General features: G+C 40.1%; 10 protein-coding genes. 5 read left to right on the top strand and 5 right to left on the bottom strand.

Features of this window, described 5'->3' with window-relative positions; translation table 11 throughout:
• Positions 1-28 precede the first annotated feature (28 nt).
• From E7747_RS10155 to E7747_RS10165, 3 genes are all read left to right on the top strand, one after another.
• Positions 29-2,320 carry a TonB-dependent receptor domain-containing protein gene (locus E7747_RS10155; RefSeq protein ID WP_034502598.1) on the top strand — a complete coding sequence of 764 codons (2,292 nt, stop codon included), beginning with the start codon at positions 29-31 and terminating at the stop codon, positions 2,318-2,320.
• 306 nt (positions 2,321-2,626) lie between these two features.
• The gene (locus E7747_RS10160; protein ID WP_027201743.1) at positions 2,627-4,936 is read left to right on the top strand and encodes a hybrid sensor histidine kinase/response regulator; all 2,310 of its coding nucleotides are present in this window, start codon (positions 2,627-2,629) and stop codon (positions 4,934-4,936) included.
• Entirely contained in the window at positions 4,929-6,251 is a 1,323-nt protein-coding gene (locus tag E7747_RS10165; RefSeq protein WP_027201744.1) for a sigma-54-dependent transcriptional regulator, read from the top strand. Before E7747_RS10160 ends, E7747_RS10165 begins: the two co-directional genes overlap by 8 nt.
• A 142-nt stretch (positions 6,252-6,393) precedes the next feature.
• On the opposite strand, the gene E7747_RS10170 is transcribed toward E7747_RS10165, so the two are convergent.
• On the bottom strand, positions 6,394-7,437 hold the full coding sequence (locus tag E7747_RS10170; RefSeq protein ID WP_136415756.1) for a site-specific integrase: 1,044 nt from the start codon (positions 7,435-7,437) through the stop codon (positions 6,394-6,396).
• A gap of 616 nt (positions 7,438-8,053) precedes the next feature.
• Between E7747_RS10170 and E7747_RS10175 the strand changes: the two genes are divergently transcribed.
• Positions 8,054-8,320 (top strand): helix-turn-helix domain-containing protein, encoded by a 267-nt coding sequence (locus E7747_RS10175; RefSeq protein WP_136415758.1) that lies wholly within the window; start codon positions 8,054-8,056, stop codon positions 8,318-8,320.
• The gene (locus tag E7747_RS10180; protein ID WP_136415760.1) at positions 8,317-9,519 is read left to right on the top strand and encodes a VapE domain-containing protein; all 1,203 of its coding nucleotides are present in this window, start codon (positions 8,317-8,319) and stop codon (positions 9,517-9,519) included. The genes E7747_RS10175 and E7747_RS10180 overlap by 4 nt, the downstream gene beginning before the upstream one ends.
• A gap of 75 nt (positions 9,520-9,594) precedes the next feature.
• Here E7747_RS10180 and E7747_RS10185 read toward each other — a convergent pair whose 3' ends face one another.
• The 4 genes from E7747_RS10185 to E7747_RS10200 all read right to left on the bottom strand — a co-directional run bounded on the left by E7747_RS10185 (position 9,595) and on the right by E7747_RS10200 (position 12,328).
• On the bottom strand, positions 9,595-10,941 hold the full coding sequence (locus E7747_RS10185; RefSeq protein ID WP_136415762.1) for a hypothetical protein: 1,347 nt from the start codon (positions 10,939-10,941) through the stop codon (positions 9,595-9,597).
• A gap of 91 nt (positions 10,942-11,032) precedes the next feature.
• The gene (locus tag E7747_RS10190) at positions 11,033-11,626 is read right to left on the bottom strand and encodes a WG repeat-containing protein (protein WP_136415764.1); all 594 of its coding nucleotides are present in this window, start codon (positions 11,624-11,626) and stop codon (positions 11,033-11,035) included.
• Positions 11,619-12,026: a pepsin/retropepsin-like aspartic protease family protein gene (locus E7747_RS10195; protein ID WP_136415766.1), complete on the bottom strand. Its 408-nt coding sequence runs from the start codon at positions 12,024-12,026 to the stop codon at positions 11,619-11,621. The genes E7747_RS10190 and E7747_RS10195 overlap by 8 nt, the downstream gene beginning before the upstream one ends.
• Before the next feature lie 14 nt (positions 12,027-12,040).
• Positions 12,041-12,328: a hypothetical protein gene (locus E7747_RS10200; protein WP_136415768.1), complete on the bottom strand. Its 288-nt coding sequence runs from the start codon at positions 12,326-12,328 to the stop codon at positions 12,041-12,043.
• Positions 12,329-12,478: the final 150 nt, after the last annotated feature.

The raw sequence follows: 12,478 nt of genomic DNA on the forward strand, positions 1-12,478 counted from the left end.
TAGATTTCTTGTAATCAACTGAATTCGTATGATGCAGTTACGCAAAATTAAAGTACTTACATTTTTCTTCCTATCGTTCGTTTGCTCCCAAACGACTGTTTATGGGCAAATGATTAGCGGTAAAATAATAGATGCCGAACAACTACCGATAGACGGAGCGACTATTATTCTGCAAGCGATGGATTCGACCTATATAGCCGCATCCATCTCTAATACTGACGGTATATTCGTTTTTAATAGCCAACAGGAAGAATACCGTTTGATAATACAACACATTTTATATGAAACCAAACAAATGGCAGGTAAGGGAAATGATGTCGGAACTATTCAACTTCAACCTAAAGACTATGCTTTGGATGAAATTATTATAAAGGCAGAACGTCCTTTTGTTAAAGTGAAGAATGGACTTTTAGGGTATAATCTTGCTGTCCTTACCCAAAATCAACTTGTAAACAATGCTTATGAAGCATTGACAAAGATACCGGGAGTACAAGAAGAGAGAGGAATACTGACTTTGGCAGGAGCCGGGAAACTGACGATTATTCTAAATGGCAAACCAACAACAATGGATGCCGGACAACTTGAAACGATTTTGCGCAATACTCCGGTTAATCGTGTGGAAAAAGTGGAAGTGATGTACAGTGCGCCTCCTGAATATCATGTACGGGGCGCGGCTATTAATGTTGTTTTAAAGCGTTCAAACGACTACTCTTTTCAGGGTGAGATAAGTGCTGACTATAAAAACCAATACTTCAATGACGGGGGAATGAACGGGAACTTTCGGTTGTCAACTCCTAAAATGGCTTTTGATGTAATGTATGGAGTAAATAACGTAAAAAAAATGGAGTACATAGACCTTGATTCCAAGCATACGCTAAAAGAAGAACTCCATTCTATCACACAAAATGAACAGTTGCGCAGCAAGTATTGGAAGCATGACCTTAGAGCCGCTTTTGAATATAATTTCAACGATAAAAACAATATCAATATTGCCTACACAGGTAGTTATACCCCTGACCAATATAATAACAGCCGGACATCAGGCAATTACCAAACCGGTAATGTTGATAAATATATTGACAATCAAATGCACAATGTCACATTGCAATATCATTCAGGATTCGGTCTTGAAATAGGAGGTGACTATACCTATTATACTTCCAATAATAATCAATGTTTACATACTGATTATCAAAATGGAAATCAGAGTAGTTTCTCTATGGTTGGCGGACAAAAGATAGACCGCTATTCTATTTATGTAGACGGGAAACACTCTTTATCCAAAGGATGGAATTTGGGTTATGGAGTTTCCTATCGATTTGCCAAAGATCTTGATTTCCAAACTTACGATAAAGTGACAGGTGACATTCAAACACAAAATACATATTCCAATCTGAGAGAACAAACTGCCAGTTTTTATGTGTCGTTGAGCAAAAACTATGCAACAGGTACATCTTTATCCGTTTCTGCTACAGGAGAGTATTATACGATTGGCAATTATCATAAATGGGCAGTCTTTCCACAAGCATCATTGACCTATTTTAAAACACCGGAACATCTGTTTCAATTGTCATTATCTACGGATAAAACCTATCCAAGTTATTGGGATATGCAGTCTTCCGTCAGTTATCTTAATGGATATACAGAATTGTGGGGTACACCGAATTTGAAGCCGATGACGAATTATAATCTGAATGGAAGTTATATCTTCATGAAGAAGTATATTTTCAGTCTGTTTTTCACGCATACATCGGATTATTTCACACAAGCCGCCTATCAATCTACCGACAGGCTGGCACTGATCTATAAAAATACAAACTGGAACTATATGCAGCTATGGGGAGCAAATATCATAGTACCCTTTAAAGCAGGAAACTGGCTGGATTCCCGATTCTCCTTAGTCGGAATGCAAATGCACCAACGCTGTGATGATTTTTTCGACATTCCTTTCAATCGGAGGAAATGGGTATTTAGCGGCACATTGGATAACACGTTTAAAGTAAACAAGAATTTATCTTTCGAGTTGATAGGGAATGTACAGACTCCTGTCATACAAGGGACATTTGATATAGAATCTATTTTTAATCTCACTGCCGGATTAAAATGGAATTTTGCAAATGACAAATTGAGTTTATCAGCCCGTTGCAATGACATATTTGATACAGGAATGCCTGCAACAAAAGTCCGCTTTAAGGGGCAACACTTGGATATGAACAGCGGATTTTATTCACGTTCATTTACTTTGCATTTCAGTTATTGTTTTGGCGGATATAAGAAAAAGGAGATAAAAGGAATAGATACATCAAGATTCAGATACTAATTCAAAAATGATATGAGGACATTGTTGCTAACTCTGAGTGTTTTATGCTTATACTCATGCTCATATAAAACTTCTCTGATTACCTATCGAAATGGATATGTATTTAACACCCAGGGTAAAATGATTGGAAACTATTCCAATGGCTATATTTTCACCGAAAATAAAATACTCATAGGATATTACTTCAATGGATATATTTGTGATGATAATCACAATATTATAGGAAACTATGCAAATGGATTTGCAAAAATTGGAAAAACAAAATAATTAATTTTTTTCTGTCAATATCATAGATGTAAACATACAGTGAAACATCTTCAGAAAGCGGTCGCTTTCGGCTATACACTTATTGCATTGTTAATCGGATGTATTGCCTACACTTGGCATCATGAATGGCAGGAAGTGGAAGCATTGGAGGTTGGCAATCGACGTATAAATGAATTCAGGAAGGATGTAAACCGTATTCATATCCGACTGATAGAGTTCTCTTTGTTGGGAGAAACTATATTGGATTGGGACGAAACAGATTTGGAGAATTACCATGCCCAACGTATTGCATTGGACAGTATATTATGCAGTTTCAATGTAACTCACAAAATTGAGCGTGTTGACAGCGTGCGCAGTCTTTTGGAGTATAAGGAACGGCAGATATTCCAGATTGTCCGGTTAATGGATGAGCAACAATCCATCAACAGGAAGATAGCCAGCCAAGAACCGGTGATTGTGCAGAAGATTGTGCAGGAACAGCCCAAGAAACCGAAGCGCAAAGGATTCTTGGGCATATTCGGTAAAAAAGAGAAAACGAAGCCATTGACAACAACGACTACGCTTCGTTCTCCCGATAGAAACATGGTCAGCGAACAGAAAGCACAAAGCCGTCGGTTGTCGGAACAAGCCGACAGTCTTGCGGCTCGTAATGCCGAACTTAACAGACAACTGCGAGGATTGATTTGCCAAATCGAAAAGAAGGTACAATCTGATTTACAAAGCAGGGAAGCCGAGATAACCGCCATGCGTGAAAAATCATTTATGCAGATAGGCGGCTTGATGGGATTTGTCCTTTTGCTGTTGGTCATTTCTTATATCATCATACACCATGATGCAAAGAGCATCAAACGATACAAACGCCAGACAACGGATTTGATAGGGCAATTGGAACAGTCCGTGCAACAAAATGAGGTACTCATAACCTCCCGAAAGAAAGCGGTATATACTATTACCCACGAGTTGCGTACACCGCTGACGGCAATAACAGGCTATGCCGAACTGTTGCAAAAAGAGTGCAGCAATGGGAACAATGTGCATTTCCTTCAAAGCATACAACAATCCTCCGACCGTATGCGGGCTATGCTCAACACTCTGCTGGACTTCTTCCGCTTGGATAACGGCAAGGAACAGCCCAAAATGCAACCTTGCAGAATTTCAGCAATCACGCACATCCTTGAAACGGAGTTCATGTCCGTTGCCATGAACAAGGGACTGTCCTTGACCATGAAGAACGGGAATGATGCTGTTGTATTGACCGACAAAGAGCGAATAGTTCAAATCGGTAACAACCTGCTGTCAAACGCCATCAAGTTCACAGAGAAAGGTGGTGTGTCACTGACTTCCGACTATACCAACGGAGTGTTGACACTGACCGTCGAGGACACCGGTACGGGCATGACCGAAGAGGAACAGCACCATGTGTTCGACGCATTTGAACGCCTCTCAAATGCCGCCGCAAAGGACGGTTTCGGACTTGGACTTGCCATCGTTCATAATATCGTGACGATGCTTCATGGAAAAATCAGACTGAACAGTGAAAAAGGGAAAGGAAGCCGTTTCATGGTGGAAATACCGATGCAAAAAGCTGATGATGTGCCGGAGCAAGTAATACAGACGTATATTCACAGAAAAGACAGAAACCTCAATGTCATCGCCATCGACAATGACGAGGTGTTGCTCCTGATGCAGAAAGAGATGTACGCCCAAGAGGGAATACACTGCGATACTTGCACCGATGCGGCGGAACTGATGGAGATGCTACGCCGGAAAGAATATAATCTGCTGCTGACAGATTTGAATATGCCCGGTATAAACGGTTTCGAGTTGCTGGAACTTCTGCGTTCGTCCAACGTGGGCAATTCACAGATAATCCCCGTGGTCGTGGCAACCGCTTCGGGCAGTTGCGATGCGGAGGAACTTTTGGCAAAAGGCTTTGCCGGATGCCTGTTCAAGCCGTTCTCCATATCGGAGCTGATGGAGGTCTCGGACAAGTGCGGCATAAAAGAAACTCTGGACGGAAAGCCGGACTTATCCACCTTGCTGTCATACGGCAATGAGGCCGTCATGCTGGAGAAACTGATAACGGAAACTGAAAAGGAAATGCGCTTGATGCAGGATGCGGCAACGCGAAACGACCTGCAAGAACTTGATGCCTTGACACACCACTTGCGTAGCTCGTGGGAGGTACTCCGTGCCGACCAACCGCTGAGGGAACTTTACGGATTGCTTCATGGAAAGGCTATACCGGAAGAAAGTGAGTTAAGCCATGCTGTTACCGCAGTATTGAATAAGGGCGCGGAAATAATCCGGCTGGCAAAAGAGGAAAGGAGAAAATACGAAAATGGATAAGACCAGAATAATCGTGGTGGAGGACAACATCGTGTATTGCGAATATGTCTGCAACCTGCTGGCACGGGAGGGCTACCATACCGTGAAAGCTTACCACCTATCGACAGCGAAGAAACATCTGCAACAGGCAACGGATAATGACATAGTAGTTGCCGACCTGCGCCTGCCTGACGGCAACGGTATAGACATGCTGCGTTGGATGCGCAAGGAAGGAAAGATGCAGCCGTTCATCATCATGACCGACTATGCCGAAGTACATACTGCCGTGGAGAGCATGAAACTCGGTTCGATAGACTATATACCTAAAAAACTGATAGAGGACAAACTCATTCCACTTCTCCGTTCCATACAGAAGGAGCGTCAGATGGGACACCGCCGTATGCCCGTGTTCGTCCGTGAAGGTTCCGCCTTTCAGAAAATCATGCATCGCATAAGGTTGGTAGCCGCTACCGATATGAGTGTGATGATATTCGGAGAGAACGGCACGGGCAAGGAGCATATCGCCCATTACCTACACGACAAGAGCAAACGTGCGGGCAAACCCTTCGTGGCGGTTGACTGCGGTTCACTCTCAAAAGAACTTGCGCCGTCGGCATTCTTCGGACACGTCAAGGGAGCGTTTACAGGTGCAGACAGCACCAAGAAAGGGTATTTCCATGAAGCGGAAGGTGGCACGTTGTTTCTGGACGAGGTGGGCAACCTCGCGTTGGAAACCCAACAGATGTTGCTCCGTGCCATACAAGAGAGACGTTATCGCCCGGTCGGTGACAATTCGGACAGAAGTTTCAATGTCCGCATCATCGCCGCCACCAACGAGGATCTGGAGGCGGCAGTGAGTGAAAAGCGTTTCCGGCAGGATTTACTCTACCGTCTGCACGACTTCGTGATAAGCGTGCCGTCGTTGCGTGACTGTCAGGAAGACATTATGCCGTTGGCAGAGTTCTTCCGTGAGATTGCCAACAAGGAACTGGAGTGTAATGTGGGCGGATTCAGTCCCGAAGCCCGTAAAGCATTGCTGATCCACACATGGCCGGGCAACGTGCGGGAACTTCGGCAGAAAATCATGGGTGCGGTATTGCAGGCGCAAGAAGGTGTTGTAACGAAAGAGCATCTGGAACTTGCCGTGACGAAACCGACCTCACCCGTCAGTTTCGCCCTGCGCAATGATGCAGAGGATAAGGAACGGATAATGCGTGCGTTGAAACAAGCGAACGGCAATCGGAGCCTTGCCGCCGAACTGTTGGGAATAAGCAGGTCGGCACTATACAGTAAACTTGAAGAGTATGGACTTAAATATAAATTCAAGCAACCATAGCCGATTTTATTGAATTTGACTATCTGCAAAGGTTTATTATTCAAAAAATAATATTACCTTTGCATTTAGGAAAAGCGTTCTTTTGAATTACTGCAAAACGAAGTGAAACACAGAATTTCGCTGTTTTCTAAATCGTTACCTGTCAAGCTGCAAAAATTTGCAAGTGCTTGAATTTTAGCAAGAAAGAAAATTTGATATGTCTTGACATGTGGAAATGTATCTCCTTGCCTATACCGGCTTGTTTAGTCCATTTTTTAAGATGTTTCCCAATTCTGGTCTTGCTCGGCAGAGTATCAAAGACAGCTCTGTCAGATGGCGCGACACCCCTTTCCGGCAGATATTCCACCGCTTTTGATGAGAGGGGAACCGATACATGCTTTCTTGTCTTCTTCATTATAAACGACAACACTACCGTTTCTCCGCTTTTAGAAATATTTTGCCACCGGAGATTCAGCATATCGGAAATACGAAGCCCGCTGAAACAGCAGAACAGGAATGCCCGTCTGATATGGTCATGTTTATATGGTGTGGCTTCCAGTATGCCGACCTCATCAAGAGTGAGGAAACTACAAGTGGACTGCGGTTCAGTGATCTTGTCGGCAGTATTAAGAAGCGTCCACGGATTGCTCTTGATATACCCCATACGCATGGCGTTGTTGAGAATATCCGCAAGATGCCAGAAATATCCAAAAGCGGTTTTCCTTGCCAGCACCCTGCCGGTTTTAGGACTGCGATAAGATAAAACCCAGTCTTTGAAATCAATGCAGAATTTCTTATCCACATCACACAGTCTGGTGCCCGGCCTGAAAACTTCAAAATTTCTTCGTGCCGTGACAAGAGCCTTGTAGGTATTCATACCGCGCTCCTTATAATAGGAAATCAGGATGTCGATATAATCACATAGAAGGATTCCGGATTTGTCTTGTGTCTCTATTGCCTCCGATATACCTTGTATATGGGCGTTGCATTTTTCGATGATGATTTCCTCAGCCCTGCGCAGTGTTCTGGCATTCTCGCGCTTTGCCTTTTCGGTTGCTTCGGGCAGAAGATACAGTTTAAGGAACTCATACTCATGTTTTCCGTTAATGGCATGGTCTATGAAAAGCGACTCGCGCCCGTCCGCAAGTTTGCGACGGCGTAACTTGTACGGACTTTTATCTACTTTTGATGTTCTTTTTCTACCCATTGCTTTTCAGTACATTATATCCGATTGCAAAGGTAGTAAATAAATCCGATAAAAGTATCAAAACAAGTAACAAAAATAATCTCCAAATTGGTATTTAAGGAAATCAATGAGAATCTGACTCTCAGCAATAAAACGCTTATATATAGGATTATAAATGTTTTTATACAGCTGATTATTTCGCTTAAATTCCATATTTATTTTCTTCCCTTTTGTCTTTCTCCAATTAGACCTTAGACCAACAATAAACAACACCCAATCTTACATTTTTGGGTGTAAAATTGGGTGTTAATCTTGTAAATCACTGAAAATCAGTGTTGATTGTGGAGCTGGAGGCTCATGAACCAAAAGGAATATTGCCTTTGTATTCAGTAAGTTATCTCAGCTTAAAAACTCATGTCCAATGAAAAGTCCAATGGACTCTGCAATCTCGGTATCAAGACCTTATGCACTGCAAAAGTATGAAAAATGCGGAAACTTCACAAATTTCCCTGCTTAAGATTTGGAATTTCCTTTGTTTTGGCAGTAACTTTGCATCAGCATTCACGGCAGGGTGAATGCCAATAGGTACATTCATTTGTATCAGCCTGTCATGATACGCGAATAAAAAAGGAGACACATGAAAAATGAAACAGTCTTTCATGGATACGCTCCTAATGCGTCTGTAATCAGCTCAGGTAGCTGCCAAGTTACAGAAAAATTAGGAAAGGACACCTCCATCCTTTATGACCTCGTTGATTTGGAGAAAATCTTCAAAGTAACCAAGAGGACACTTTTTAATTGGAGGGCAAAAGGTATAATCAGCCTTATTGACTTCGGCGGAAGGTTGTATATGACACACGCCATGCTCGTGGCGCATATAGAGGCGAGAGGAGGTATGGTATGAACGAAGCAGTTATGCCTATATCCACGATGTGTGTGCCTGCCGCATTAAAGAACGAAGTCGTTCCAACAGAGGGATTCAGTTCTGAGATTGAACAAATCCAACAGTACTTGTCATCGCATTATGCATTCAAGCACAATAAAGTGACAAACAGGGTTTTGGTAAAAAACAAAGCAGATCCCAATACGGACTTTCATTATCTGGAGGATTACGAGTTCAACTCTATTCTCCGGGATATTAAAATGCACAATATCAAGTGCTCAAAGGATACACTGAGAATGTTGCTTTTCTCAGATTTTGTTCCGAGTTTTGATGTGTATAGGTCGTATTTTGATGCCTTACCCGAATGGGATGGAACAGATTACATCGGTGAACTTGCAAAATCCGTAACAACAACACAACCCGAACATTTTGATTTCTGTTTGAGAAAATGGCTCGTGGCACTTGCCGCATCGCTATTAGATGATAATGCGGTTAACCATACTGCCATTGTGTTGTCCGGGCCTCAAGGGATAGGTAAAACCACATGGTTTCATACCATTATCCCCGATGAGTTTCAAGAATTTATCCATGAGGGATATATCCAAACTAAAGATAAGGAGGTCTCGGTCAAGATTGCTGAATGCGTCCTGATTTTGATGGATGAGCTTGAAAATCTCTCTGATAAAAGTATGGATAGTGTGAAACAACTTATGACGCAGAAGGGCACTGCGATGAGAAGAGCTTATACGACAATAACGCAATATTATTTTCGTAGGGCTTCTTTTGCAGGAACTGTCAACAAGAAGCACTTCCTCAAGGACTTAACAGGGAATAGACGCTTTCTGTGTTTTGATGTGCATGAGATAAATCTGAGACACAATATCCCAATACCTCAGTTGTATGCTCAAGTGAAGTATCTGTGTCAGACCGGTTTTCAATTTTGGTTTGATGAATCTGAAATCCAAATACTGAATGAGATGAATGCGGAATTTAGGGACATATCCGTAGAGGAAGAGGCATTTGTTAATTACTTCAAGATATGCAATCTACACGATGAAGATTCACAATTCTTGACAACAACACAATTACATCAGCAGTTAGTTCTTAATACAGGGTATAAATCACTTTCAATACAGCAACTTGGACGTGTCCTAAGAGAGATGAAAGTGCCGAGACTGAAAAGGAATGGTGTATATGGATACTTAATCAAAACCAAATAAGTATGCAAAATATCTTGCCTTGCTTACCTCGCTATATCGGGTAAGCAGGGTAAGTCATTTTTATATGTTCATTCTTTAGAATGGTGGTTCTTCATCATCCGAACAGTCTTTGACATAACCGCAAGGAGAATCACAGGGACGAAAATAAAAGGGGAAGTCCTTTGAACTCTCTTGTTCTTCTGTTGAAATTTCAGGGAATAACGATGGCTGTAAAGGAGTATTGACTATCGGATGGTTTTCTCTCATTGATAGTACGCAGTCAAGGAATTTTATAACAATCTCATGGTTGGCAATAAAGTCTTTCAATCCTAGGGATAAATAAAGATAATCACTGCCAATCATTAAACTATCATTGCCGACAACATCACACATCATTGAGTCCAACTTATTGATGTACGCTGTATTACTATTATAAACCTTTTTACAGTTACCCCAATTAGGACAATTGTTGCAGTCAAGCCTGATTATATCCTCATACCATTCTTGCTTGCAAGATAGTTCCATGGCACAGAACTCTCGCCACTCATCTCTGAATATATATCCTAAGCGAATTCCTGTTGGCAATTGATTATATTCAATAAACCATTCTTGTTCATAGAATCCTCCATAGTATTTTATTGATATCTTGTTGTATTCCTCATCATAATAAAAGTTTTTAGATAAAATATTATTCCATCTTCCATTGTCAGCTTCCTTACAGATTGATTGGAACAAGTCATTAAGCGATGACTTGATGGATATTTGTGGCATGTATCTTTCATGATAGGGTGGAATAAAAAATATCCGTCTGTCATTATCTCCAGCCATCTTATAGAGCACATTATCTTCTGTAGAATATATTGAATCATGTTTTCCATACATAACTATTTTCTTCAAATATGAAAGAGATTCCAGTCCATCAAAACATTTCAGAGAGGTTGGAATTTCAATACGCTCCACATACTCATTATAGTTGAAACAATGTTCCTTAAGTCCAATTATCCCATCTGGCACATGAATGGATTTATTCTTTCTCCCAGAAGCATAGTCAATTACAGAATACATTTTCTTGTCAATAAGCATTCCATCAACAACATAATAGTTGCTTTCATCCTCCAATTCTATATTATTTATTATCGGAATTATGTTATGCGAAGATGTCAAAAAATAATGAATCATTCTTATCTGCCTTCCATCATTATTATCGGTAACTCCTTTACCTAAAAAAAGAGTATCAATTTGAGGATTCTGTAAAAGAATTTCACATAAATCTTTACTAGTAATACCAACATCGAAATGCCATACTAGCAGTTTGTTATGTTTTATTTCATAGCCATCTTTATGACTATAATCCTTAATTTCAAAATCTAAATCGAATTCTTCAATAAAATTTTTTATATTTGGATTTAATTTGCTAATCAAGTTGTTAATGTATTCGTCCATAATAATTTAATAAAAAAAGTATGCACTTCTCCTATATTAACAAAAGAAATGCATATATCATTAGTGAGTTAATTCTTATCAGATAATGATGTCAGTCAATGTTCCAATACATATCGGGGTCTCCTTCAAAAGCCTCATTTATCACATCATCAGAATATCCCATGACATCTTGTGCATAACTACCTGAAAATTCATGATAGTTTTGTCCATAAGTGTCATTGCATTCTTTAACGATTTCGGCTTTATTCATGCTTTGTAGTCTTGCTATGACAGACAAAGGATTATTCTTCAGTCTATTATAGGGAATTTTATGTTTATTACCTGCGTTTGTTTCAATTACAATTGAAGGAAAGTCCTTTCCATAAAATTTCCATACATTATACTCCAGAGGTACGACTTCTTCCCCTAACTCATTTATTATTCCTTGTTTTGCAAGATTCAATACAGGTTTCTCAGGTAAAGTCAATGTCCTAATAACGTTTTTGGAAGAGGATGTATCTTTGTGGGATATTACTTTGGCAAATCCATTTTGGAAACCTCCAATCCAACGATATTTACCAAAAGGAACAATGACATTATTACCGTTATCTACTACACCCCATTTATTGTCACATCTCTTGACACTATATAGCCGTGAATTAATGGGTGGTGTTATAATCAAGTAGTTGTTTTCAAATTTATTCACTTGGTAAGGTTATTTTGAGTTTATCGAAATCAATAATCCATTTGTTCTTGGTAAGGAAATCCACTCCGAGAATTCCATGAAGTTGGAATCCATTGGATTCTTCCAAATGATTTACAGCTTCATCGGCTTCAATAACAGAGAATACGGTTTCAGATGGCTTCTCCCCAAATGTAATCACGGCTTTGACTTCTTGGGTTTTAATCATATTCCCCTCAATACCAAAAGTAGTACCTTCGGTTCCAAGTTTAGTGAAGAAATCAAGTAATCCTTCATATACAAATGAGAAGATTACATTATGGCTTGCACCTGTATCTACAAGGAAATTTAAATGTGGCTTTGTAGATGTTACAATGATAGGTAATCCTACACATTGGATGCTGTTTGCTATTGATATTGACATAAATATTATTTTATTTATTTGAGTAAATTAGTCCCTAAAGTTCTTACAATATTGTTCAAAGTAATCCATATTTTAGATGTTGTGTGATTCTCATCATCATCTGGTTCTTCAATGACCAGCATGAGCTTTTTGGGATCACAAGTGAAATTATTCTTTAGTTTAATGGAGCATGGAACCCACCCATAATTGGGAACATATAATGCCCTATTTTTATATTTTATTCCTGTTGATCCACGAAGTATAACATACCCACTTTTAAGAGGTCCATATTTATCAAGATATGCTAAGCTAATTGATTCCATTGAAAGAATGTATTTGAAACTAAGGTCTAAACACATGAGTATCATCACCAATATTAGAGCCAAATATTAAGGCTGCCAATATTATTATGGACACTATTATGAATAGCATAGAATTTGGCTTCTTTTTATCGTCACTGAGTTTGGATGTTA

The sequence above is a fragment of the Duncaniella dubosii genome, from assembly GCF_004803915.1.
Lineage (GTDB): Bacteria > Bacteroidota > Bacteroidia > Bacteroidales > Muribaculaceae > Duncaniella > Duncaniella dubosii.

Coding starts and splice junctions, on each gene's coding strand:
- E7747_RS10155 (WP_034502598.1), top strand. CDS start 29: ATGATGCAGTTACGCAAAATTAAAGTACTTACATTTTTCTTCCTATCG.
- E7747_RS10165 (WP_027201744.1), top strand. CDS start 4,929: ATGGATAAGACCAGAATAATCGTGGTGGAGGACAACATCGTGTATTGC.
- E7747_RS10170 (WP_136415756.1), bottom strand. CDS start 7,437: ATGGGTAGAAAAAGAACATCAAAAGTAGATAAAAGTCCGTACAAGTTA.
- E7747_RS10175 (WP_136415758.1), top strand. CDS start 8,054: ATGAAAAATGAAACAGTCTTTCATGGATACGCTCCTAATGCGTCTGTA.
- E7747_RS10180 (WP_136415760.1), top strand. CDS start 8,317: ATGAACGAAGCAGTTATGCCTATATCCACGATGTGTGTGCCTGCCGCA.
- E7747_RS10185 (WP_136415762.1), bottom strand. CDS start 10,941: ATGGACGAATACATTAACAACTTGATTAGCAAATTAAATCCAAATATA.
- E7747_RS10195 (WP_136415766.1), bottom strand. CDS start 12,026: ATGTCAATATCAATAGCAAACAGCATCCAATGTGTAGGATTACCTATC.
- E7747_RS10200 (WP_136415768.1), bottom strand. CDS start 12,328: ATGGAATCAATTAGCTTAGCATATCTTGATAAATATGGACCTCTTAAA.